We start from the raw sequence: 24175 nt of genomic DNA on the forward strand, positions 1-24175 counted from the left end.
GTGGCTGGCACGACGGGCAGCGGCGTGACGGGCGGCGGCGCGGCCGGCGGCGACGACGGCGGCACGGGTGACGGCCTGGAGGCGCGGCGCGCGTCCGCCTCGGACGTCACCACGGGCCTCCCGAACCCGGGGCGGCGGTGGCGGCGCGGCGAGCTGAACACCGCCTTCCGCATCACCGCCTCCGTGGTGATCCCGGTCTTTCGGTTCACGGCCCGGTACCACTGGCACGGACCGAAGCGCCTGCCCGAGGGCGGCGCCTTCGTGCTCGCCCCGAACCACTTCACGAACATCGACCCGCTCGTGGTCGGCACGGCCGTCTGGCTGTCCCGCCGGGCGCCGCGGTTCCTCGCGAAGGCGTCGATCTTCCGCGTCCCGGTCGTCGGCAAGCTCATGGCCGGCATGGGTCAGATCCCCGTCGAGCGCTCCGGGCGGACGCGACTGAACGACCCGCTCGGTGGCGGCAAGTCCGTCATCGAGCAGGGCGGCGCGATCATCGTCTACCCCGAGGGCACGCTCACCCGCGACCCCGACCTCTGGCCGATGCGCGGGAAGACCGGCGCGGTGCGGATCGCGCTCGAGAACGACGTCCCGCTCATCCCGATGGCCCACTGGGGCACCCAGCGGATCATGGCGCGGTACGCGAAGAAGCTGCGTCTGTTCCCGCCGTCGCGCGTCGACGTGATCGTCGGTGACCCCGTCGACCTGTCGGCGTTCCGCGGCAGGCCGCTCGACCAGAAGACCCTGCTCGAGGCCACCGACCTCCTCATGCAGCGCATCACCGAGCTGCTCGAGGAGCTCCGTGGCGAGCAGGCACCGGCGACCCGGTGGGACCCCGCCGCGAACAACCAGAAGGAGACCGGCAAGTTTGAGTGACGAGCGCCCGGGCCTGCGCCCGCACGACGACCACCCGGACCCCGCCGTCGCCGCCCCCGGGGCCGTCGACACCGCGGCCATCCGCGTGGTCATGCAGTCCACCGACAAGCCGCGTGTCGCCGTGATCGGTGCCGGCAGCTGGGGCACCACCTTCGCGAAGGTGCTCGCCGAGGGCGGCGCCGACACGGTCGTCTGGGCCCGTCGGCCCGAGGTCGCGCGGGAGATCACCGAGACGAAGCGGAACTCCGACTACCTGCCCGGCATCAACCTGCCCCGCACGCTGACCGCGTCGACCTCGCTGTCCGCCGTGCTCGACGGCGCCGAGCAGGTCTACGTGTCGGTGCCGTCCCAGACGCTCCGCTCGAACCTCGCCGCGATCGCGCCGCTGCTGCCCGAGGGCGTCCCGGTCGTCAGCCTGATGAAGGGCGTCGAGAAGGCGACGGGCAAGCGGATGAGCGAGGTCCTGCACGAGGGCCTCGGCATCGACCGGGACCGGATCGCCGTCGCCAGCGGACCGAACCTGGCGCTCGAGATCGCCCGCCGACAGCCGACCGCCGCGGTCGTGTCGTCGACGTCGCTCGAGACCGCCATCGCCGTGGCCGCGGTGGCCACGAACCCGTACTTCCGTTCGTTCACGAACACCGACGTCATCGGCACGGAGTTCGGCGGCGTGCTGAAGAACCTCATCGCGGTGGCGATCGGCATCGTCGACGGTGTCGGCTACGGCGAGAACACCAAGGCGTCGATCATCACCCGCGGCCTCGCGGAGATGACGGACTTCGCGGTGTCGCTCGGTGCGCAGCCGTCGACGCTGTCCGGGCTCGCGGGACTCGGTGACCTGATCGCGACCTGCCAGTCACCGCTGTCGCGGAACAACACGGCGGGTCGGCTGCTCGGACAGGGGTACCGCTTCGACGAGGTGGTCCGTCAGATGAACCAGACCGCCGAGGGACTGGCGTCGGTCGCCCCGATCCTCGAGCTGGCGGCGGCGAACGGCGTCGACATGCCCATCGTCGGCCAGGTGGCCGAGGTCCTCGCCGGTAGGCTCGACCCGCGCAACATCGCGCCGCACCTCACCGAGACCGACGAGCCCCAGGGCGAGTGACCGGTCCGCTCCCGACCCCCGAGGGGACTCCCATGCCCACGATCGCTCCCGCCCCCACGACCGTCGCCGTGCTGTTCGGTGGACGGTCCAGCGAGCACGAGATCAGCTGCGTGACGGCCGGCGGCATCATGGACGTCGTCGACCGGTCGGCCTACGCGGTCGTGCCGATCGGCATCACGAAGGAGGGCGCGTTCACCCTTCAGTCCGACGACCCCGCGCAGTGGGCGCTCCGCGACGGGGCACTGCCCGTCGTGCCGGACAACGGCACCCGCGTGGCGTTCCCGACCTCTCCCGCGACGAACGAGCTCGTCGTCTCGCACCCGGACGGGTCGGTCACGACGATCGCGGTCGACGTGGTGTTCCCGATCCTGCACGGACCGTTCGGTGAGGACGGCACGGTGCAGGGCCTGCTCGAGGTCGCGGGGCTGCCCTACGTGGGCGACGGCGTCCTGGCGAGCGCGCTGGCGATGGACAAGCACACCGCGAAGGCCGTGCTCGAGCACGCCGGGCTCCGGGTCGCCCCTTGGACGACCGTCCTGCGTCGGCAGTGGACCGCCGACCCCGACGCCGTCGCCGACTCCGTCGCGGTGCACGGCTGGCCGCTCTTCGTGAAGCCCGCCCGCGCCGGCTCGAGCATGGGGGTCTCGCGGGTCGACGAGCCGGCGGAGCTCGCCGCCGCGATGGACCTGGCGTTCGAGCACGACGCGAAGGTGATCGTCGAGCCGCGCGTGGTCGGCCGCGAGGTCGAGGTCGCGGTGCTCGAGGGTCGCGACGGTGTCCCGCGCACGAGCCTGCCGGGCGAGATCGTCGTCGCCGAGGACGGCTTCTACGACTTCGCGTCGAAGTACCTGGGTGGCGACGAGGCGCTCCTCTGCCCCGCGCCCCTGACCGACGACGAGACCGCGGCGATCCGCTCCGTCGGTGCCCGTGCCTTCGAGGCGATCGGCGGCGCCGGACTGGCGCGCGTCGACTGCTTCCTGACCGACGACGGCTTCGTGGTCAACGAGGTCAACACCATGCCGGGGTTCACCCCGCTGTCGATGTACCCGCGCTGCTGGGCGGCGTCCGGGGTCTCCTACGGCGAGCTGGTCACCGAGCTCATCGAGCTGGGACGCGTCGCCGTCCGCTGACGACCGGCGCCGTGCGGGACGTCGAGGGGTCAGCCCTGCACGTCCGAGGGGTCGAGACAGCGGTGTCCGTCCTCCGGCAGGATCGACACGACGTCCGACAGGTCCTGCACGACCTGGTTCGTCGTCTTCGCCGAGTCGATGACGACCTGCACCGCGGGGGAGCGGCCGAACGTCGTGTAGACGACCTGCTCGCCGCGGTCGTCGCGGATCCAGTCGACGCCGCCCTGGCTGAAGCACGGCAGGTCGGAGACCGTCGGCACCGCGACACCGCAGTGGTACAACGCAGCGGCCGGGTCGCCCCACGCGGCGGTCGACTGCGCGTTCGTCTCGCGCAAGGGCAGGTCGTTCCCGACGGTGGCGGGGAGCCGGACCTGCACGGCGGCGCACGCTGCGCTGTCCGCCGACGGCGCGGGAGCCATCGACACGGCGTTCGTGCACCCGGTCAGCCCGGCGGCGAGTGCCACGGCGACGCCCGCGATCGCGGTCCAGCGGAGGGGTCGGCGCACGGTGTCCATCGACGTCCAGGCTACCGTTGCGGACGTGGACGAGATGGACGACGCCTGGGCAGGACCGACCGTGGGACAGGTGGGGGAGCTCGCCGTCCTCGACCGGATCGTCCGCCGGCTGCCCGCGGGCGCGCCGGTGGTCGGCCCCGGCGACGACTGCGCGGTGGTCGCGGCGCCGGACGGCCGGTTCGTCGTCACGACGGACATGATGGTGCACGGGCCGGACTTCCGGTGGGCGTGGTCGACGCCGGCCGACGTCGGGTGGAAGGCCGCAGCGACGAACCTGTCCGACGTCGCCGCGATGGGCGCGACGCCGAGCGGGCTCGTGATCGCCCTCGCCGCACCGCAGGACACCCCGGTCGCGGTGCTCGAGTCCTTCGCGGACGGGGTGCGTGCCGCAGTGGACGCCCTCGCGCCGGGCTGCGGCGTGGTCGGCGGGGACCTGTCGACCTCGGCCACCTTCACGGTCTCGGTGACGGCGTTCGGCGACCTCGGCGGGCGAGCGCCGGTGCTGCGTTCGGGAGCCCGGGCCGGGGACGTCCTCGCGGTCTCGGGGGAGCTCGGCCGCGCCGCCCGGGGGCTCGCCCGGCTGTTCCGCGACGGGGTCGACGCGCACGGGGAGCCGTCGCGCTCGGCCGTGGTCGCGAGCGGGGCGGACGCGGACCCGGACGTCGACCGGCAGCGGCGCCCGGTCCCGCCGATCGCCGACGGCGTGCACGCTGCCGCCGCCGGTGCCACGGCGATGCTCGACCTGTCCGACGGTCTGGCGATCGACGGCGGACGGCTCGCCCGTGCCAGCCGGGTGACGCTCGACCTCGACCCGGGACCCCGGCTCGACGAAGTCGCCCTGCACGGCGGCGAGGACCACGGCCTGCTCGCGGCCTTCCCGCCCGACGTCGCGCTGCCCGGCGGCTTCCGGCGCATCGGTACGGTCGTCGGCAGCGGCAGCGCCGACCTGGTGCGCGGCGGCGAGCCGGTCCCGACGACCGGGTGGGACCCGTACGCCGACTGGGACGGTGCCGGGGGCTGACCGCCGGGGCTGCGCCGAGCCTCCCGGCCGGTCGTCCGCGGCCAGGTGCGCAGGTGCCGCCCACAACGACACTTCTGACGTCGTACGACAGCGGTTGTGTCGCTGCAGTCCACCGCGCGCCGCCCGCGAGCGCGCCATCCGGACGCGCCGTGCGTGCACGCCAGCGTCAGGCCGGGGTGACGGCCTCCCACGCCACGGTCTCGCCGTAGCTGCGCTTGCTGAACGGCTCCAGCCCGACCGGCCACGTCGGTTCCGGCGATCGCTTGCTCCGCTCGACGACGACCACCGCGCCGGGGGTGAGCCGTGGCACGAGCGCCTCGAGCACGTCGGCGATCTCCTGCTCGGCGACGTCGTACGGCGGGTCGATGAAGACCAGGTCGAAGGTCCGCACCGTGCTCCGCAGGTACCCGAGTGCCGGCTGCGGCTGCACGTCGACGCGCACGCCCGGCACCCGCTGCTGCACGGCCTTCGCGTTCGCCCGGCACGCCTGTGCGGCGGCGGACGCCCGGTCGACGAGCACGACCTCCGCGGCCCCGCGCGACGCTGCCTCGAGCCCGAGCGCGCCCGTCCCGGCGTAGAGGTCCGCGACCGAGGTGCCCTCCACGAGCCCGCGCGAGCCGAGCGACGAGAAGAGGGCCTCGCGCACGCGGTCGCTCGTCGGCCGCGTGCCGGACTTCGGCACCCGGAGCGTCGTGGAACCGGCGGCGCCGGCGATGATGCGGGTCATGCTGCCACCGTAGCGGCGTGCGTGGTCTCCACAGGTCGGCCGGGAGGCTCGCAGCGCGTCGGACCCGCCCGGTACCGTGGTGGCGTGGTCACCTCCGACACCCCCGACACCGCCGTACCCCCGGTGCGGCCCGACCTCGGTCCCGCGCCGCTCGACGCCCGGCTGAGCGGGGTCCTCGGCGGCCGGACCGCGACGGCGATCGAGAAGGCGTTCGGGTACCGCACGGTCGGTGAGTTCCTCGAGCACGCACCCCGGCGGTACGCGGAGCGCGGGGCGCTGACGGCGCTCGACTCGCTCGCGATCGGCGAATCGGTGACGATCGTGGCCGAGGTCATCGACGTGCGCGAGCGGACGATGCGTGCGCGTCGCGGCTCCATCCTCGAGGCGAAGATCGGCGACGGCAAGGGCCTGCTCACGCTGACGTTCTTCAACCAGGGGTGGCGGACGAAGGACCTCGTGCCCGGTGCCCGCGGGATCTTCGCCGGCAAGGTCGGCGACTACCGGGGCGCCAGGCAGCTCGCCCACCCGGACTACGAGCTGTTCGACCGTGACGACCCCCGCGCGACCGCCGACCCCGAGGACGAGGAAGCCATCCGCTGGTCGCGGCAGCCGATCCCGATCTACCCGGCCACGGCGTCGCTGACCTCGTGGCAGATCGCGAAGGCGATCGCGGTCGTCCTCGACACCCTGCCGGACCTGCCGGACCCGATCCCGGCACCCGCACGGACGCGACTCGGCCTGGTGCCGTTCCGCCGCGCGCTCGAGCTCCTGCACCGTCCCGAGAAGGTCGCCGACTTCAAGCGGGCACAGGACGCCCTGCGCTACCGCGAGGCGTTCGTGCTGCAGACCGCCCTGGTGCAGCGACGCATCGCCGCCCGGGCGACCGCGGCCACCCCGCGTCGGGCGGCCCCCGACGGGATCCTCGAGCGCTTCGACGCGTCGCTGCCGTTCACCCTGACCGACGACCAGCAGGCCGTCGGTGCCGAGATCGCGCACGACCTGGCGGGGGACTGGCCGATGCACCGGCTGGTGCAGGGCGAGGTCGGCTCCGGCAAGACGCTGGTCGCGATCCGGGCGATGCTGACGGTCGCCGAGTCCGGCGGGCAGTCCGCCCTCATCGCGCCGACCGAGGTGCTCGCCGCGCAGCACCTCCGTTCGATCGTGAAGTTCCTCGGCCCCGACCTCGCGGCCGAGCTCCGACCGGTCATCCTGACGGGCTCGCAGTCGGCCGACGAACGACGGCGTGCCCTGCTCGCGGCGGCGTCCGGCAGCTCACGGCTCGTCGTCGGCACGCACGCACTCCTGGGCGACCGGGTCGACTTCGCGGAGCTCGGTCTGGTCGTGGTCGACGAGCAGCACCGGTTCGGCGTCGAGCAGCGCGAGGCCCTGCGGACCAAGGGCGTGACCCCGCCGCACGTGCTCGTGCTCACCGCGACCCCGATCCCGCGCACGGTCGCGATGACGGTGTTCGGCGACCTCGACGTCTCGACGATCACCGGGCTGCCGTCCGGCCGTGCCGGGGTCGAGACCTTCGCCGTCGGGCTGGCCGAGCACCCCGGGTGGGAAGGGCGCATCTGGACCCGGATGGCCGAGGAACTCGCCGACGGTCGGCAGGCCTTCGTGGTCTGCCCGGCGATCGACGACGCCCACGCCGAGGACGACGGCGGCCCCGAGCCCGCCGAGGACGACACGCCGAAGCACGCCCCGGCGACGGTGCTCGCGACGGTCGAGCGGATGCGCGCCATGCCGGTCCTGCAGGGTCGCCGGATCGAGGTCCTGCACGGACGGATGACCGCGGACGAGAAGGACCGCGTCATGACGTCCTTCGCGGCCGGCGACGTCGACGTGCTCGTCGCGACGACCGTGATCGAGGTCGGCGTGGACGTGCCGAACGCCTCGATGATGGCGGTGCTCGACGCCGACCGCTTCGGCGTCTCCCAGCTCCACCAGCTGCGCGGACGCATCGGTCGCGGTCAGTACGCCGGGGTGTGCCTGCTCGTCACCACCGCCGAGGCCGAGACGACCGCACGCGAACGCGTCGACGCGGTGGCCGCGTCCGACGACGGCTTCGAGCTCGCGCGCGTCGACCTGGAGCTCCGGCGTGAGGGCGACGTGCTCGGCGAGCGACAGTCCGGCGGCCGGTCCTCGCTGAACCTGCTCCGGGTGGTCGAGCACGCCGACCTGATCGTCGACGCCCGGGGCGAGGCGGAGCGCGTGCTCGAGCCGGACCCCGAGCTGCGGGACCACCCCGCGCTCCGCGAGGCCCTGGCGCGGCGACTCGACGAGTCGGACGCCGCGTTCCTCGGGAAGAACTGACCCGGGCGGCCGGTAGCGTGACGGGCATGGCCCAGATCGCCGTCGTCCCCGGATCCTTCGACCCCGTGACCCTCGGGCACCTCGACGTCATCGGACGTGCCGCGCGGCTGTTCGACGAGGTGCACGTGCTCGTCGTGCACAACCCGGACAAGCAGCCGGCGATGTTCGCCGCCGCCGACCGCGTCCGGCTCATCGAGCAGTCGCTCGTCGAGACCGGCCTCCCGGACACCGTGCGGGTCGGGGAGTGGACCTCCGGGCTGCTCGTCGACTACTGCCGCCAGGTGGGAGCCGGGGTGCTCGTGAAGGGCGTCCGCTCCGGCGAGGACGTCGCCTACGAGACGCCCATGGCGATCATGAACCGGCACCTGGCCGACGTCGAGACGGTCTTCCTGCTCCCCGAGGCGTCGCGGGCGCACGTGTCGAGCTCGCTCATCCGCCAGGTCGCGACGCTCGGCGGCGACGTCACGCCGTACGTGCCGGCTGTCGTCGCGGACGCGCTGGCCCAGCACCTCGGGCGCTGACCGGCCGAGTACTCCGGGCGCTGACCGGCCGAGCACTCCGGGCGCTGCGCGGCCGAGCACCCGGCCGCTGACACGCCGCGCTCCTGGCCTCCTCGACGTGCGCACGACATCGCGGTAGACTCGTCGATCGTGTCTTCCCCCGTGAACAGCCCTTACGCCCTGCGCGTGCGCGACCTCGCGCACCGGCCGGGCGAGATGCGCGAGCACTCGCTCGACATCGAGGTGCCGGACCCGATGGGCGCCGGCGTCATCGCCGTGCGCGAGGGCACCACGCTCCAGCTCGACGTGAAGCTCGAGGGCCTGCACGAGGGCGTCCTGGTCTCCGGACACGCCTCGGCCGAGGCCACGGGGGAGTGCTCGCGCTGCCTCATCGACATCAGCGAACCGGTCGAAGTCGACTTCGCCGAGCTGTTCGCGTACGATGTCTCGGAGGATTTCGACTTCTTCGTTCACGATGACCACGTGGATTGTGAACCGGTCGTTCGAGATGCGGTGGTGCTGGCGCTGCCGTTCCAGCCGGTCTGCCGACCGGACTGCCCCGGCCTCGACCCCGTCACGGGCGAGCGGCTGGCCGACCTCGGCGAGACCACCCCGCACGAGGTCCTGGACCCGCGCTGGGCCGCGCTGAGCGGCTTCCAGGGCACCGACGCGGAACGCGGCGGCGCCGACGACAGCACTCCCACCCAGAGCCCCGAGGGCGACGGCCGCACGGCCTGACGCACCTCGACACCGACCACCGACCAACCGAAAGAGAACCACCATGGCCGTTCCCAAGCGCAAGCAGTCCCGTGCCAACACGCACGCCCGTCGTTCGCAGTGGAAGGCCGCGCCGGTCCAGCTCGTGAAGACGATCGAGAACGGCAAGGTCACCTACAGCCTCCCGCACCGCGCGAAGGTCGTCGAGGACTCGGCCGGCACCGCCCTGTACATGGAGTACAAGGGCCGCAAGGTCGCCGACGTCTGATCGGACTCGACCGATGACAGCGACGTCCGGCGCCACGGGGTCCCGCCCCGTGGGGCCGGACGTCGTTCGTCTGCAGGGCATCCTCGACGTCGACATCGACGCCGAGCTCCTGCAGCTCGCCCTCACGCACCGCTCGTACGCGTACGAGCACGGGGGCATCAAGCACAACGAGCGCCTCGAGTTCCTCGGGGACTCCATCCTCGGCCAGGCCGTGACCGTGAAGCTCTTCCGGTCCTTCCCCGACCTCGACGAGGGCGAGCTCGCCAAGCGGCGTGCCAGCCTCGTCTCGACGGTCGCCCTGGCCGAGATCGCCCGGATGATCGGGCTCGGCTCGTACCTGCGCCTGGGCAAGGGTGAGGAGCAGACCGGCGGTCGCGGCAAGGCCTCCATCCTGGCCGACACGGTCGAGGCCGTCATCGGAGCGACCTACCTGTCCGCGGGTCCCGACGCAGCGACGGACCTGGTGCTGCGACTGGTCGAGCCGCTGCTCGTCGACCCGGACCGCTTCGGCGCCGCCATGGACCCGAAGACGAGCCTGCAGGAGCTCGCGGCCGGCCTGTCCCTCGGCAACCCGGCCTACCGGGTGACCGAAGAGGGCCCCGACCACGACAAGACCTTCCACGCGACGGTCGTGCTGCAGGGCGAGGACGTGTCGACGGGGTCCGGTACGAGCAAGAAGGCCGCCGAGATGGCCGCCGCGCTCGAGGCGTGGACGCGGCTCTCCGGCCGGGCGGCCTGACCGCGTGCCCGAACTCCCCGAGGTCGAGGTCGTCCGCGCCGGCCTCGAACCCGCCGTCAGCGGTGCCCGGGTGCTGCACGTCGACGTCGTCGACGACCGCGCCCTGACCCGGCACGACGGTCCGGCCGAGGACTTCGCCGAACGCCTGACGGGCCGCACGATCGCCGCCGCGGTGCGCCGGGGCAAGTTCATGTGGTTCCCCCTGGTGCCCGGACACGACGGCGACCGTCCCGAGGCGCTCGTCACGCACCTGGGGATGTCCGGCCAGGTCCTGCTCGGACGCGGTCGCCCGGCCGCGAAGCACCGCCGCATCCTGATCGACGTGCAGCCGACCGGGACCGATCGCGACGGCCGTCCGGAGGCACCGGTCGAGCTCGAGTTCGTCGACCAGCGGACCTTCGGCTCGATGGCGATCGACGCCATGGTGCCGACGGTGGACGGCGCGCCTGCCGGGTCCGCCGGCGCGGTCGACGCCCGTGACCCGGACGCAGCGTGGCGGTGGAGCATCCCGACACAGGTGTCGCACATCGCGCGGGACCCGCTCGACCCGGCCTTCGACGACGACCGCTTCGTCGCGATGGCCCGGAAGCGATCGAGCGGCATCAAGCGCGTCCTGCTCGACCAGGGTGTCGTGAGCGGCATCGGCAACATCTACGCCGACGAGTCGCTGTGGGCCGCGAAGCTGTACTTCGACCGCCCTGCGGACCGGCTGCCCCGGGCCGACCTGCACCGGCTCCTGGCCGAGGTCCGGAGCGTCCTCGGCCGCGCACTCGAGGACGGCGGCACGAGCTTCGACGCGCAGTACGTCAACGTCAACGGGCAGTCCGGGTACTTCTCGCAGCGCCTCGCGGTGTACGGGCAGCAGGGGAAGCCCTGCCCGCGGTGCGGCGCGACGATCGTGCGCGAGGCGTTCATGAACCGGTCGAGCCACCGGTGCCCCGTGTGCCAACCCGCTCCGCGCCGACGCACGCGTTAGCCTGACGCGCAACCGAGCACCCGGAGACCCGCATGTACTTGAAGAGCCTCACCATCAAGGGGTTCAAGTCCTTCGCGCAGCCGACGACGTTCGCGTTCGAGCCCGGCGTCACCTGCATCGTCGGTCCGAACGGCTCCGGCAAGTCGAACGTGGTCGACGCCCTCGCCTGGGTGATGGGGGAGCAGGGTGCCAAGACCCTCCGCGGCGGCAAGATGGAGGACGTCATCTTCGCGGGCACCTCGACCCGCGGACCGCTCGGTCGCGCGCAGGTGCTCCTGACGATCGACAACACGGACGGCCTGCTGCCGATCGAGTACTCCGAGGTGACGATCTCCCGCACGCTCTTCCGGAACGGCGGCAGCGAGTACGCCATCAACGGCGAGAACTGCCGCCTGCTCGACGTGCAGGAGCTCCTCAGCGACACGGGGCTCGGCCGCGAGATGCACGTCATCGTCGGACAGGGGCAGCTCGACAAGGTGCTGCACGCCACCCCGGAGGACCGCCGCGGCTTCATCGAGGAGGCTGCCGGGATCCTCAAGCACCGGCGCCGCAAGGAGAAGACCCTCCGCAAGCTCGACGCCATGCAGACGAACCTGACGCGGCTCTCCGACCTGGCCGGCGAGATCCGGCGCCAGCTGAAGCCCCTCGGTCGACAGGCCGAGGTGGCGCGCAAGGCGCAGTCCGTCGCCGCGGTGGCCCGCGACGCGAAGGCCCGGATCCTGGCCGACGACGTCGTCCGGCTGCGCCGCGAACTCCACGAGCACCAGGAGGTCGAGGCCGGACGGAAGTCCGAGCGCATCGTCCTGCAGGAACGGCTCGACCAGACGCGTGTCCGGCAGCAGCAGGTCGAGCAGAGCATGGTCGGTGACGCCGTCGACCGTGCCCGGACCGTCGTGCACCGGTTGGAGAGCGTGCAGGAGCGGCTCCGCGGGTTGTCGAGCCTGGCGAACCAGCGCCTGATGTTCCTCGCCCAGCAGGCGGACGCGCCGCAGCAGGGCCCGACGATCACGCCGGAACGTGTGCAGGGCGTCCGTGCCGAGGCTGAGCGGCTCGAGGCCCGTGCCGCCGAGATGGCCGCGGGCTCCGGCGCTGCGGCGGCCGCGGTCGAACAGGCCCGGGGTCACCTGGACGCGCTCGACGAGCAGATCGCCGCGCAGGCCGCACGCGTGTCGCAGCACGACCTCGACGCCCAGCGCCTCCGGAACGCCGTCGACGTGCAGCGGTCGCGCCGCACCGCCGTCGCCGCGGACCGTGACCGTCGGACCCGCGCACTCGCCGAGGCCGAGGACCGCGCGACCCGCGCCGCCGCGGCCCTGCGCGAGATCGGTGACGACCCCTCCGACGGTGTCGACGCGGACGCCCTGGCCACCGCGCACGACACCGCGCGGCAGCGGCTCGAGGCAGCGCAGACCGCGCGCGACGCCCTGCGTGACCGGCTCCACACGCTCGAGCGCGAGCGGGACGCCCTCGACGCCCGGGTCGCCGCGCTCGGGATGTCGATCGACGTCCGCGACGGGTCCCAGGCGGTCATCGACGCGCGGCGAGCCGGCGTGCTCGGTCGGCTCGCCGACGCCCTGACCGTCGAGGCCGGCTTCGAGGCGTCCGTCGCGACCGCGCTCGACGGGCTGGCCGACGCGGTGCTCGCCGCCGACCGCGACACGGCCCTCGCCACGGTGACGCACGCGCGCGACGCCGACCTCGGCCGCGTGGACGTCGTCGTCGCGGACGCCGAGCTCGACGGGCCGGGGCTGCCCGACGCGCTGCCGCCGGGCGTGCGACCGGCCCTCGACGTGGTGCAGGGACCGCCTGCGGTCACCGCGGTGCTCCGCACGACGCTGGTCGCCGTGGCGGACGACGTCGACCTGGAGGCCGTGCTCGCCGCCGCCCCGCACGCCACGGTCGTGACGCGGTCCGGTGACCTCGTCCGGACCGTCCGGGTCACCGGTGGCGGCGCCCGCACGGTGTCGCGCATCGAGCTCGTGGCGGAGCGGGACGACGCACAGGGCCGGCGCGACGCAGTCGCGGCCGACGCGGCGGACGCTGCCACGGACCTCCAGACCGCGCGTCAGGAGGTCGACGAGGCGCGCCGCGGTGCGGACGAGGCCGACCGTGCACTGCGTGCGCACACCGCGGCGGTCGCCGAGTACGACCGCTCGAGTGCCGCAGTCCGGGCCGGCGCCGAGAACGCCGCGGCCGAGGTGGAGCGCCTGCGCGCCGCCCTGGCCGAGACGGACGGCGCGGTCGAGGCCGCCGACTCCGCGCTGGCGGAGGCCGAGGACGCCCTGCGGGTGTTCGAGGAGCGACCGCGACCCGTCGTGGACGCGTCCGGGCGCCCGGCGCTTCAGGACGCCGTCGAGGCTGCGCGGGCCGCGGAGATCGAGCAGCGCATCCAGGTCGAGACCGTGCGGGAGCGCGCTCGGTCGGAGCGGAACCGGGCGGCCGGCCTGCAGCGGCAGCTCGAGGCGGAGCGCGCGGCTGCGGAGGAGGCAGCGCGGCAGGCGGTGGTCCGCCGCGGGCAGATCGCCGTGGCCGAGGGCGTCCTCGCGGACCTGCCGGGCGTACTCGGGGCGGTCGACCGGTCGCTCGCCGAGGCCCGCGTGCTGCTCGCGACCGAGGAGGCCGAGCGCACGAAGCGCAACACCGAGCTGCAGGTCGTCCGGAACGAGGAGCGCGAGCTCCGTGAGCGGCTGCAGACCATCACCGACGGCGTGCACTCGCTCGAGATGGAGATCTACGAGAAGAAGCTGCACGTGTCCGGCGTGCTCGACCGTGCGCAGAGCGACCTCGGTCTGAACGAGGCCGTGCTCGTCGCGGAGTACGGGCCCGACGTCCCGGTGCCGGTCGACGTCCTGGTCGACCCGCGGGTGCTCGCACGGCGACACCGCGAGGCGGAGCGGGCGCGGGCGGCGGCCGACGGTGCGGACTCCTCCGCCCCGTCACCGGACGACGCCGACGGCTCCGACGACGCCGACGCGCTCGGTGCGGGCGCCGCCGACGCGCTCGGAGCGGGCGCCGCCGACGTCGACGTCGACGTGCCCGAGCTCGTCGACGCCGAGTCGACCCTCCCCGGTGGCCCGGCGCTGCCCGAGCTCGACACGACCGACGAGGTCGACCCGGCCGACGTCGCGACGGTGCCGTACGTCCGGGCCGAGCAGGAGCAGCGGCTCGCGGCGGCGGAGCGGGACCTCGGTCGGCTCGGCAAGGTGAACCCCCTCGCGCTCGAGGAGTTCCAGGCGCTCGAGCAGCGGCACGCGTTCCTCGCCGAGCAGCTCGACGACCTGCAGAAGACCCGCGCCGACCTCCTCACGATCATCGAGGAGCTCGACACGAAGATGCAGACGATCTTCGAGGCGGCCTACGACGACACGAAGGCCGCGTTCGACGTGATCTTCCCGATCCTGTTCCCGGGCGGCACGGGCTCGCTCACGCTGACGAACCCGGACGACATGCTCACGACGGGGCTCGACGTGCAGGTGAAGCCCGCGGGCAAGAAGATCGACCGTCTCACGCTGCTGTCGGGCGGGGAGCGGTCGCTCGCGGCGGTTGCCCTGCTCGTGGCGATCTTCACCGCCCGACCGTCGCCGTTCTACATCATGGACGAGGTCGAAGCGGCGCTCGACGACGCGAACCTCGGGCGGCTGCTGACCGTGTTCGAGCGGCTGCGGGAGTCGTCGCAGCTCATCGTGATCACGCACCAGAAGCGCACGATGGAGATCGCCGACGCGCTGTACGGCGTCTCGATGCGCCAGGACGGCGTGTCCGCCGTGGTCGGCCAGCGCGTGCAGCGGCGCGAGCCCGCCGACGCGGTCGCGTAGCGCGGCTGGCCGGCGCCGGGCGGCCCGAGTCTCGGGCTCAGCGACAGTTCTCGCGCCCCTGAGCCCGAGGACCGTCGCTCAGCGTGAGTCTCGAGCACCCGGTTCCGCCGCGGACGGACGGGAGGCGCGGTGCCAGCTGGCACTGCGCCTCCCGTCCGTCAGGTGGTGACGACTACTTCGCGTCGGCCTCCACGGCCTCCTTCGGCTGTCCCGTCGGGGTCAGGCCGCGCTCCTGGCGCTTCTTCGACACGATGAGCGACGCGGCGGTGGCCACGGCGATCGTCAGCGCGATGAAGCTCAGCGAGAACCAGATCGGGATCTCCGGGGCCCACTCGATGTGCTCGCCGCCGTTGATGAAGGGCAGCTCGTTGACGTGCATCGCGTGGAAGACGAGCTTCACACCGATGAAGGCGAGGATGACCGCCAGGCCCTGACCGAGGTAGATGAGCCGCTCGAGCAGGCCCGCGATGAGGAAGTACAGCTGACGCAGACCGAGGAGTGAGAACGCGTTCGCGGTGAACACGATGAACGCGTCCTGCGTGAGACCGAAGATCGCGGGGATCGAGTCGAGTGCGAACAGCACGTCGGTCAGGCCGATCGCGACCATGACGAGCAGCATCGGGGTGAACAGGCGCTTGCCGTCGACCTTCGCGGTGAGCTTGTCGCCGTGGTAGTCGTCGGTGGTCGGGATCACGCGACGCAGGACACGGATGAGCCGGGAGTCGCCCTCCTCGGCGCCGTGGTCGTTCCCACTGCGCGCCTGCGACCAGGCGAGCCAGAACAGCAGCGCGCCGAACAGGTAGAAGACCCACGAGAAGTTCTCGATGATCGTGACGCCCAGGGCGATGAAGACACCGCGGGCGACGAGGGCGATCGCGACGCCGACCAGCAGGACCTTCTGCTGGAACTCCTTCGGCACCGCGAAGCTCGACATGATGATCAGGAAGACGAAGAGGTTGTCGACCGACAGGGCCTTCTCGGTCAACCAGCCGGCGAAGTACTCGCCACCGGCCTGACCGCCGCCGAAGACCAGGATCCCGACACCGAACAGGATCGCCAGGCCGACGTAGAACGCCGACCAGAACGCGGACTCCTTGATGTGCGGCACGTGCGGGGTGCGCACGTGCGAGTAGAAGTCGAACACCAGCAGCGCGAGGATGCCCGCGATGGTGAGGAGCCAGACGAAGAGGGGAACGTCCAATGGATGTCCTTCAGGTTCGGGGCGTCCCGCCGAGCGGGTACGCCGATGCCTGAAGGTCTCCTCCGCCGTGTCGACCGACTGGTCCGACACGACCGGCGTCCCGGGTCTGGATCGTCCCAGACCGTACTGACGGGTGCGCCGCGCGGGAGTACTCCCCTTCAGGAACCGAGGATACCGGGCGCGGGTGCTGCTCGTCGCGCCCTAAGCTGGGAGCATGGCGAGTTCCTGGTCACTGTCCTCCCGTCTCCGCGGCCTGTTCCAGCGGAAGACCATCGACGAGACCACGTGGGACGACCTCGAGACCGCGTTGATCGGTGCGGATTTCGGCCCCGACATCGCGGACGAGATCATCGAGGACCTGCACGCCCGGGTCGACCGGTACGGCACGACGGACCCCGCCGACCTGCAGCGCATGCTCCGCGAGGTGCTCGAGGAGCGCCTGTCGAAGCTCGACACGACGCTCAAGCTCAGCAACCGCCCGGCGGTCGTGCTCGTCGTCGGCGTGAACGGCGTCGGCAAGACCACGACGATCGGCAAGTTCGCGAAGTTCCTCAAGACCTACGACCGCACGGTCGTGGTCGGCGCGGCGGACACCTTCCGCGCGGCAGCGGTCGAGCAGGTCGCGACGTGGGCGCAGCGCGCCGGGGTCGAGGTCGTCCGTCCGGCGCAGCCCGGTCAGGACCCGGCCTCGGTGGCGTACCAGACGGTCGAGAAGGCCATGCGCGACGGCACCGAGATCGTCGTGATCGACACCGCCGGCCGCCTGCACACCAAGGCCGGTCTGATGGACGAGCTCGGCAAGATCAAGCGCGTCGTCGAGAAGCAGACCGAGATCGCCGAGGTGCTGCTCGTCCTCGACGCCACGACCGGGCAGAACGGTCTCGCCCAGGCGCAGGCCTTCATCGAGGGCGCCGGGGTCACCGGGCTCGTCATCACGAAGCTCGACGGGTCGGCGAAGGCCGGGTTCGTGCTCAGCGTGCAGGAGAAGACCGGCATCCCGATCAAGCTCATCGGCCAGGGCGAGGGCATCAACGACCTCACCGGCTTCACGCCGCACGTCTTCGTCCAGAACCTCGTCGGCTGACCGTCGCGGCGCCTCCGTCACGCTCCCGGCGAACGCGTCCACGCGGCGGGGAGTAGCGTCCCTGACGGCCCGGGCATCCGCTCGGTCTCGTTCCAGGGATTGGAGACCCTCATGCCCGCACTGCTGATCATCGCGATCATCGTCGGCCTCGTCCTGCTCTTCAGCGGCATCTTCGTCGGTGCGCTGAAGTTCCTGCTCTGGGTGGGCATCGTGCTCATCCTGCTGGCGGTCATCGGCTGGCTCCTCCGGAGCATCCGCGGTCGCGCGTAGCGACGGCCGGTCACGTCGGACGTGACCCCGCGAGGACGGGAGGCCCGGTACCAGCTGGTACCGGGCCTCCCGTCCGTCCGTCGGTCGGTCGCCGGAGCTGCGCTGTACGGCCGGGCGCCCCGGGATTGCGCTGTACGGCCTGGCGGCCCGGAGCTGCGCTACACGGCCTGGCGCCCCGGTGACGCCTCGAGCAGGTGGGCGAGGTGCGGCGGTACCGTGCCCCCGCGCGCGACCGTCGCGCGCGCCCACAGCCGGCCCGCCCGGTAGGACGAGCGCACCAGTGGGCCCGCGAGCACGCCGGAGAACCCGATGTCCTCGGCGATCTCGCGCAGGTCGACGAACTCCTCCGGCCGCACCCAGCGTGCGACGGGCAGGTGCCGCGGCGACGGCCGGAGGTACTGCGTCAGGGTGATGATGTCGGTGCCGGCCTCGTGCAGCTGCTCGAGCGCGTCGACGACCTCGTCCCGTTCCTCGCCCATGCCGAGGATGAGGTTCGACTTCGTCACGAGCCCGGCGTCACGGCCCTGGGTGATGACGTCCAGCGAGCGCTCGAAGCGGAACGCGGGGCGGATGCGCTTGAAGATCCGGGGGACCGTCTCGACGTTGTGCGCGAAGACCTCCGGGCGGGCGTCGAACACCTGCCCGAGCTGGTCGGGGCGGCCGTTGAAGTCCGGCACGAGGATCTCGACGCCGGTGCCGGGGGAGTGCTCGTGGATCTGCCGGATCGTCTCCGCGTAGAGCCAGGCACCGCCGTCGTCGAGGTCGTCGCGCGCGACCCCGGTCACGGTCGCGTACTTCAGGCCCATCGACACGACGGAGTCCGCCACGCGCCGGGGTTCGCCGCGGTCGAGCGGGCTCGGCTTGCCGGTGTCGATCTGGCAGAAGTCGCAGCGCCGGGTGCACTGCGAGCCGCCGATCAGGAAGGTGGCCTCGCGGTCCTCCCAGCACTCGAAGATGTTCGGGCAGCCGGCCTCCTGGCAGACGGTGTGCAGCTGCTTGTCCCGGACCAGTGCGGAGAGGTCGCGGAACTCCGGGCCCTGCGTCGCGCGGGTCTTGATCCAGGCGGGCTTCGTCTCGATGGGTGTCGCGGCGTTGCGGGCCTCGACCCGGAGCATGCGGCGGCCGTCGGGGGCGAGGGTCATGCGGCGACCTCCTGTCGCGTGGTGCTGGTGGAGCTGATGCGACGACCGGCGTGCATGCCGTCGACCGCCTGCTGAATTCGCGGCCCGACGAGGGCGGCGACCTCGTCCACCGTCACGGTGCGCCCTGCGGCGGCGCTCAGCGTGGTGACACCGGCGTCGGCGATGCCGCACGGGACGATGGCGCCGTAGGCGTCGAGCGCGTTCGTGCAGTTGAGCGCGATGCCGTGGCTCGTCACGCCCTCCGCCACGTGCAGCCCGATCGCACCGACCTTCGCGTGCGGCGCGCCGGCGGGACCGGGGACCCAGGCGCCGCTCCGACCGTCGACCCGTTCGGCACGGACACCGACGGCGGCGGCGGCGTCGACGAGGACCTGCTCGAGGTCGCGGACCCACGCGACGACGTCGAGGGGCTCGGCGAGCCGGACGATCGGGTAGGCCACGAGCTGTCCGGGTCCGTGCCAGGTGATGCGTCCGCCGCGGTCGACCTCGACGACCCGGGATCCGTCGGTCGGGAGGTCAGCCGGCTCGGTGCGGCGCCCGGCGGTGTAGACGCTCGGGTGCTCGCAGAGCACGACGACGCCGGGGGAGTCGCCGGCGACGACGTCGGCGTGGAACGACCGCTGGACGGCGAGGCCCTCCTCGTAGTCGAGGAGCCCGGGCCAGCGGATGATCTCGAGCTGGGGCACGTCGAGCACGCTACCCCGGTTCCTGGACGCAGTCCAACAACTGGTCCACCGGCGGTCCGGGGCGGTCGGGGGTCGCCCTGTAGAATCGTCGGACCATGGCACAATTCGGCTCACTCTCCGACCGGCTGACCGAGACCTTCCGCAACCTGCGGAGCAAGGGTCGTCTGTCCCCGTCCGACGTCGACGGCACCGTCCGTGAGATCCGCCGGGCCCTGCTCGACGCGGACGTCGCGCTCGAGGTCGTCAAGGCCTTCACCGGCTCGGTGCGCGAACGCGCGCTCTCGGACGAGGTCAACAAGGCGCTCAACCCCGCGCAGCAGGTCGTCCAGATCGTCAACGAGGAACTCGTGGGCGTCCTCGGCGGGCAGCAGCGCCGGCTCGAGTTCGCGAAGCGGCCGCCGACGGTGATCATGCTCGCCGGCCTCCAGGGCGCCGGCAAGACCACCCTCGCGGGCAAGCTCGGCAAGTGGCTCAAGAAGGACGGCCACACCCCGATGCTCGTCGCGGCGGACCTCCAGCGTCCGAACGCCGTGCAGCAGCTCCAGGTCGTGGGCGAGCAGGCCGGCGTGCACGTGTTCGCTCCCGAACCGGGCAACGGCGTCGGCGACCCGGTCAAGGTCGCGAAGAACGCGATCAAGGCCGCGGTCGACCAGCAGTACGACACGGTCATCGTGGACACCGCCGGTCGACTCGGTGTCGACGCCGAGCTCATGAAGCAGGCGGCGAACATCCGCAAGGCCGTCGACCCGGACGAGGTCCTCTTCGTCATCGACGCGATGATCGGTCAGGACGCCGTCACGACCGCCCGCGCGTTCCAGGAGGGCGTCGACTTCACCGGCGTCGTCCTGTCGAAGCTCGACGGCGACGCCCGCGGTGGTGCGGCCCTGTCGGTCGCCAGCGTCACCGGTCGCCCGATCATGTTCGCGTCCACGGGCGAGGGGCTCGACGACTTCGAGCCCTTCCACCCGGACCGCATGGCGAGCCGCATCCTCGACCTCGGTGACATCCTGTCGCTCATCGAGCAGGCGCAGTCCGCGTTCGACGAGGACGAGGCGCGCAAGGTCGCCGAGAAGATCGCGACCGACTCGTTCACGCTGAACGACTTCCTCGCGCAGATGCAGCAGCTCCGCAAGGCCGGCTCGATCAAGGGCATGCTCGGCATGCTCCCGGGCGCGAAGGGCATGCGCGAGGCGCTCGACAACTTCGACGAGAGCGAGATCGTCCGGACCGAGGCGATCATCCAGTCGATGACGAAGCAGGAGCGCGAGCTCCCGAAGCTCCTCAACGGCTCCCGTCGACTCCGCATCGCGAAGGGTTCCGGCACCACGGTGACCGAGGTCAACGCCCTCGTGAACCGCTTCGAGCAGGCCGCGAAGATGATGAAGACGGTCGCGCGCGGTGGCGTCCCGCAGATGCCCGGCATGGGTCCGATCCCCGGCATGCACGGCGGCAAGAAGAAGCAGCAGCAGGGCGGCGCCAAGAAGAAGAAGGTCGGCAACCCCGCCAAGCGCGCGGCCCTCGCGTCGGGTGCGGCGGCGCAGCCCCAGCAGCAGGCACCCACCGGTTCCGGTCTCGGGCTCGGCGGTCCGAAGGGTGGCAAGGCGCCCACCGAGGAAGAGCTGGCCAGCCTGCAGAAGTTCCTGGGTCGCTAGCCGCGACCGGATGACGGACGGGAGGCCCGGTGCCAGCTGGCACCGGGCCTCCCGTCCGTCCGTGGGTCGCGTCTAGAGCGACTCCCGCAGCTCCGTGACCAGGTGGCGCACCACCGCGCGGAGGTCGCCGCCGTTCTCCTGCGCCACCCGCAGCTGCCGCTGGTACGACGCGCCCTCGGCGATCATCGTGTCGAGGTGGTGCAGCTCCTGCTGGCAGCCGAGACGTTCCGCGACGGGAGCGAGCCGTGCGACCAGGTCGTGCACCTCGTCGGTGACCAGGCGCTCGTCGCCGGCGGCGTTCGTGATGATCTCCGCCTCCATGCCGTACCGGGCGGCGCGCCACTTGTTCTCGCGGATGAACCACGGCTGCATCGACGGCAGGCTCTCGCCGCGGTCGAGCCGGTCGGACAGCGCCGTGACGAGGCACTGGACGAACGCGGTGACCGCGCCGACCTCGTGCAGCGTCGAGACCCCGTCGGACACGCGGTTCTCGAGCGTGCCCCACCCCGGCGAGGGGCGGATGTCCCAGCGCAGGTCCTTGAACCCGTCGATCACGCCGGTCCTCGTCAGGTCGTCGACCACGGTCTCGAAACCGCGCCAGTCGTCGATGCCCGGGGGCAGCCCGCCGGTGGGGAGCTGCTGGAACATCAGGGCGCGGTTCGAGGCGTAGCCGGTGTCGGTCCCGCCCCAGAACGGGCTCGACGCGGTGAACGCCTGCAGGTGCGGCACGTACGCGAGCATCGCGTTCATGATCGGCACCGCCTTGTCGCGGTCGTCGATGCCGACGTGCACGTGGACGCCCCAGATGAGCATCTGCCGACCCCACCACCGCGTGCGGTCGATCAGGGTGGTGTAGTGCTCGCTGTCCGCGGTGATCTCCTGCTGGTCCCACAGCGCGAACGGGTGGGTTCCGGAGCACATCACCTGCGCGTCGAGCGGTTCGGCGGCGTCGATCACCTCGCCGATGATGCCCGCGAGCTCGCTCGTCGCCCCACCGACGGTCTCGTGCACGCCCGTGACCACCTCGACGGTGTTCGTCAGGAGCTCCTCGGTCACCCGGTCGTGGTCACCGAGACGCTCCTGCACGGCGGCGATCACGGCGGGGGCGCGGGGCGCGAGGTCGCCGGTGCCGCGGTCGACCAGCGGGAGCTCCCACTCGACGCCGATGGTCGACGGGCGGGACTCGGTGAAGCGGATGTCCATGGGGCCATCCTGCCCGTCGGGTTGGAGGGTCGGCACAAGGAACTCCGTCCCGGGCACGTCGTCCGGCAGAGTGGTGGCCATGAGCAGCGTTGCCGTGTCCGACCTCGCCGTCCTCTCGTCGCCGTGGGCCCTCGGTCCGCTGCACCTGCGGAACCGCGTGGTGATGGGGTCGATGCACACCGGGCTCGAGGTCCTCGACGACGGTGGCGCCGCGATGGCAGCGTTCTACCGGGAGCGGGCCGCCGGCGGGGTCGGGTGCATCGTCACCGGGGGGATCGCGGTCAGCGACGAGGCGCGTGGCGGCCCCGACTTCGCGGTGTTCGGCGTCGGGGGAGCGGACGAGCGGTTCCGGGTCGCGGTCGACGCGGTGCACGACGAGGGCGGGGCGGTGCTCGCGCAGCTCTTCCACGCCGGCCGGTACGCCCTCGCGAACGGCATGGTCGACCGGCACGGGCGACCCCAGCGCGTCGTGGCTCCCTCGGCGCTGCCGTGGGCCGCTGCACGCGGGGTGCAGCCCGTCGCGCTCACCGACGCCGAGGTGCGCCACACGATCGAGGACTTCGCCGCGGCTGCACGGTCCGCTGCTGCGATCGGCTTCGACGGCGTGGAGATCATGGCGTCCGAGGGGTACCTGGTCAACCAGTTCCAGTCGCCGCTGACGAACCTCCGCGACGACGAGTGGGGCGGGGACGCGGTCCGACGCCGTCGCTTCGCGATCGAGGTCGTCCGAGCCGTCCGTGCGGCCGTCCCCGACCTCGCGGTGACGATCCGGTTGTCCGGGGCCGACCTCATGCCCGGGTCGACCACCGACGACGAGGTCGACGCGCTCGTGCACGACCTGCTGCCGCTCGGCCTCGACGCGGTGTCGGTCGGCATCGGCTGGCACGAGTCGCGCACGCCCACCGTCCAGGCCTCGGTGCCGCACGGAGCCTGGCTCGCCTACGCCGAGCGCATCGCTGGCGTGGTCCGCCGATCCGCGCACCCCGACGTGCAGGTGATCGCGTCGAACCGGATGACCGACCTGCGCGACGGCGAGGCGGTGCTCCGGGACGGGCAGGTCGACGCCGTGGCCCTCGCCCGTCCGTTCCTCGCCGACCCGGACATCGTCCGCCGGTCGCTCGACGGCCGCTTCGACCTCGTCAACACGTGCATCGGCTGCAACCAGGCGTGCCTCGACCGCTCGATCGTCGGGCAGCCGGTGTCGTGCCTCGTGAACCCGCGCGCCGGCCGCGAGCTCGCCCTGCCGCTGCGTCCGACGACCGAACCCAAGCGCGTCGACGTCGTCGGTGGTGGCCCCGCCGGGCTCGCTGCCGCGGTGGACGCTGCTCGGCGGGGTCACGCCGTGACGCTCTGGGAGGCCTCGGACACGCTCGGCGGCCAGTTCGCGCTGGCCGCCGCCGTCCCCGGCAAGGAGGACTACGCCGCCACGGTCGAGGCGGCCCGCGCCGAGCTCCACGAGCGCGGGGCCACGGTGCGCCTCGGTCGGACGGCCACCACCGCGGACCTGCTCGACAGCGACGCCGTGGTCCTCGCGCCCGGCGTGGTTCCGCGACGCCTCGCCGTGCCGGGCGCCGAGCTGCCGCACGTGGTCTCCTACGAGGACGCCCTGCGCGATGGAGTGCCGCCGGGCACCGTGGCGGTGATCGGCGGCGGTGGCATCGGCGTCGACACCGCGGCCTTCCTGGTCGAGTCGCCCGACGAGGCCGTGCGTGCGGCGGAGTTCGCCGCGCGGTGGGACGTCACCGTGGCCGACGACCTGGTCGGCGACGTCCCGCAACGGCTGCCCGCGGTGGGACGGACGCTCCGACCCGGTGCCGACGTGACGGTGCTCCGACGGTCCGGGAAGTTCGGCCAGGGGATCGGCATCACGTCCCGCTGGGTGGCCGTCGGACGGCTCCGTGACGCGGGGGTGCGGATGATCGGCGGGGTGCAGGAGTACCTGCGCATCGAGCCCGGCACGCTGTGGATCCGCGACGAGGACGGTCGGGAGACCGCGGTGTCCGCCGACCACGTCGTCGTGTGCGCCGGACAGGAACGCTCGCCCGCGGTCGAGGGTGTCACCGAGGGCGTCGCCGGGGCGGGGCTCGCACCGGGCCTGGCTGCCGCCGGGGTGCCGTTCGCCGTCGTCGGTGGTGCCCGCGACGCCCGGAGCGTCGACGCGGTCCGCGCCACGAGCGAGGCGATCGACGCCGTCCGTACCCTTGCGCCGTGACACCACGGCGACCACGGCGCGTC

At 72.6% G+C, this 24175-nt stretch carries 21 protein-coding genes; 15 read left to right on the plus strand and 6 right to left on the minus strand.

What is annotated here, in order from left to right; all coding sequences use genetic code 11:
* The 3 genes from ABIC52_RS00105 (at position 1) to ABIC52_RS00115 (ending at position 3108) form a co-directional block, all read left to right on the plus strand.
* Positions 1-873, plus strand: coding sequence for a lysophospholipid acyltransferase family protein (locus ABIC52_RS00105; protein ID WP_238638226.1), 873 nt, complete (start codon positions 1-3; stop codon positions 871-873).
* Between the two features lie 91 nt (positions 874-964).
* Positions 965-1978: an NAD(P)H-dependent glycerol-3-phosphate dehydrogenase gene (locus ABIC52_RS00110; RefSeq protein WP_354026465.1), complete on the plus strand. Its 1014-nt coding sequence runs from the start codon at positions 965-967 to the stop codon at positions 1976-1978.
* Between the two features lie 32 nt (positions 1979-2010).
* A complete protein-coding gene (locus tag ABIC52_RS00115; RefSeq protein WP_354026334.1) occupies positions 2011-3108 on the plus strand; it encodes a D-alanine--D-alanine ligase family protein in 1098 nt (365 codons plus the stop codon).
* Between the two features lie 29 nt (positions 3109-3137).
* On the opposite strand, the gene ABIC52_RS00120 is transcribed toward ABIC52_RS00115, so the two are convergent.
* Positions 3138-3623: a DUF3515 family protein gene (locus ABIC52_RS00120; protein WP_126892203.1), complete on the minus strand. Its 486-nt coding sequence runs from the start codon at positions 3621-3623 to the stop codon at positions 3138-3140.
* Positions 3624-3657: 34 nt separating this feature from the next.
* Between ABIC52_RS00120 and thiL the strand changes: the two genes are divergently transcribed.
* Positions 3658-4644 carry a thiamine-phosphate kinase gene (thiL, locus tag ABIC52_RS00125; RefSeq protein ID WP_354026466.1) on the plus strand — a complete coding sequence of 329 codons (987 nt, stop codon included), beginning with the start codon at positions 3658-3660 and terminating at the stop codon, positions 4642-4644.
* Between the two features lie 166 nt (positions 4645-4810).
* Here thiL and ABIC52_RS00130 read toward each other — a convergent pair whose 3' ends face one another.
* Positions 4811-5371 (minus strand): RsmD family RNA methyltransferase, encoded by a 561-nt coding sequence (locus ABIC52_RS00130; protein ID WP_126892458.1) that lies wholly within the window; start codon positions 5369-5371, stop codon positions 4811-4813.
* 123 nt (positions 5372-5494) lie between these two features.
* On the opposite strand from ABIC52_RS00130, the gene ABIC52_RS00135 reads away from it, so the two are divergent.
* From ABIC52_RS00135 to ABIC52_RS00165, 7 genes are all read left to right on the plus strand, one after another.
* A complete protein-coding gene (locus tag ABIC52_RS00135; protein ID WP_354026467.1) occupies positions 5495-7687 on the plus strand; it encodes an ATP-dependent DNA helicase RecG in 2193 nt (730 codons plus the stop codon).
* A 26-nt stretch (positions 7688-7713) separates the two neighbouring features.
* On the plus strand, positions 7714-8208 hold the full coding sequence (coaD, locus tag ABIC52_RS00140) for a pantetheine-phosphate adenylyltransferase (protein WP_354026335.1): 495 nt from the start codon (positions 7714-7716) through the stop codon (positions 8206-8208).
* A 141-nt stretch (positions 8209-8349) separates the two neighbouring features.
* On the plus strand, positions 8350-8925 hold the full coding sequence (locus ABIC52_RS00145; protein ID WP_354026468.1) for a YceD family protein: 576 nt from the start codon (positions 8350-8352) through the stop codon (positions 8923-8925).
* Positions 8926-8968: 43 nt separating this feature from the next.
* Entirely contained in the window at positions 8969-9172 is a 204-nt protein-coding gene (gene rpmF, locus ABIC52_RS00150) for a 50S ribosomal protein L32 (RefSeq protein WP_058728177.1), read from the plus strand.
* 13 nt (positions 9173-9185) lie between these two features.
* Entirely contained in the window at positions 9186-9911 is a 726-nt protein-coding gene (gene rnc / locus ABIC52_RS00155; protein WP_126892456.1) for a ribonuclease III, read from the plus strand.
* Between the two features lie 4 nt (positions 9912-9915).
* Positions 9916-10887, plus strand: a complete 972-nt coding sequence (mutM, locus tag ABIC52_RS00160) for a bifunctional DNA-formamidopyrimidine glycosylase/DNA-(apurinic or apyrimidinic site) lyase (RefSeq protein ID WP_354026336.1) — start codon at positions 9916-9918, stop codon at positions 10885-10887.
* A gap of 32 nt (positions 10888-10919) precedes the next feature.
* A complete protein-coding gene (locus tag ABIC52_RS00165) occupies positions 10920-14702 on the plus strand; it encodes a chromosome segregation SMC family protein (protein ID WP_354026337.1) in 3783 nt (1260 codons plus the stop codon).
* A 172-nt stretch (positions 14703-14874) separates the two neighbouring features.
* Here the strand turns inward: ABIC52_RS00165 and ABIC52_RS00170 are convergent, their stop codons facing one another.
* Positions 14875-15903 (minus strand): TerC family protein, encoded by a 1029-nt coding sequence (locus ABIC52_RS00170; protein ID WP_126892327.1) that lies wholly within the window; start codon positions 15901-15903, stop codon positions 14875-14877.
* Positions 15904-16117: 214 nt separating this feature from the next.
* Here ABIC52_RS00170 and ftsY point away from each other — a divergent pair, with 214 nt between their 5' ends.
* Positions 16118-16987 (plus strand): signal recognition particle-docking protein FtsY, encoded by an 870-nt coding sequence (gene ftsY, locus ABIC52_RS00175; RefSeq protein WP_137767578.1) that lies wholly within the window; start codon positions 16118-16120, stop codon positions 16985-16987.
* A gap of 111 nt (positions 16988-17098) precedes the next feature.
* On the plus strand, positions 17099-17257 hold the full coding sequence (locus ABIC52_RS00180) for a DUF4175 domain-containing protein (protein WP_137767577.1): 159 nt from the start codon (positions 17099-17101) through the stop codon (positions 17255-17257).
* A 158-nt stretch (positions 17258-17415) separates the two neighbouring features.
* On the opposite strand, the gene lipA is transcribed toward ABIC52_RS00180, so the two are convergent.
* Both lipA and lipB read right to left on the minus strand, forming a co-directional pair.
* On the minus strand, positions 17416-18399 hold the full coding sequence (lipA, locus tag ABIC52_RS00185; RefSeq protein WP_354026338.1) for a lipoyl synthase: 984 nt from the start codon (positions 18397-18399) through the stop codon (positions 17416-17418).
* On the minus strand, positions 18396-19085 hold the full coding sequence (gene lipB, locus ABIC52_RS00190; protein WP_435526047.1) for a lipoyl(octanoyl) transferase LipB: 690 nt from the start codon (positions 19083-19085) through the stop codon (positions 18396-18398). The genes lipA and lipB overlap by 4 nt, the downstream gene beginning before the upstream one ends.
* Before the next feature lie 95 nt (positions 19086-19180).
* On the opposite strand from lipB, the gene ffh reads away from it, so the two are divergent.
* Positions 19181-20737, plus strand: coding sequence for a signal recognition particle protein (ffh, locus tag ABIC52_RS00195; RefSeq protein ID WP_354026339.1), 1557 nt, complete (start codon positions 19181-19183; stop codon positions 20735-20737).
* A 72-nt stretch (positions 20738-20809) separates the two neighbouring features.
* On the opposite strand, the gene ABIC52_RS00200 is transcribed toward ffh, so the two are convergent.
* Positions 20810-21940, minus strand: coding sequence for a glutamate--cysteine ligase (locus ABIC52_RS00200; RefSeq protein ID WP_250368504.1), 1131 nt, complete (start codon positions 21938-21940; stop codon positions 20810-20812).
* A gap of 79 nt (positions 21941-22019) precedes the next feature.
* On the opposite strand from ABIC52_RS00200, the gene ABIC52_RS00205 reads away from it, so the two are divergent.
* Complete coding sequence (locus ABIC52_RS00205) at positions 22020-24152, plus strand: oxidoreductase (protein ID WP_354026340.1); 2133 nt, start codon at positions 22020-22022, stop codon at positions 24150-24152.
* Positions 24153-24175 lie beyond the last annotated feature (23 nt).

Source organism: Curtobacterium oceanosedimentum (assembly GCF_040545555.1).
Taxonomy (GTDB): domain Bacteria; phylum Actinomycetota; class Actinomycetes; order Actinomycetales; family Microbacteriaceae; genus Curtobacterium.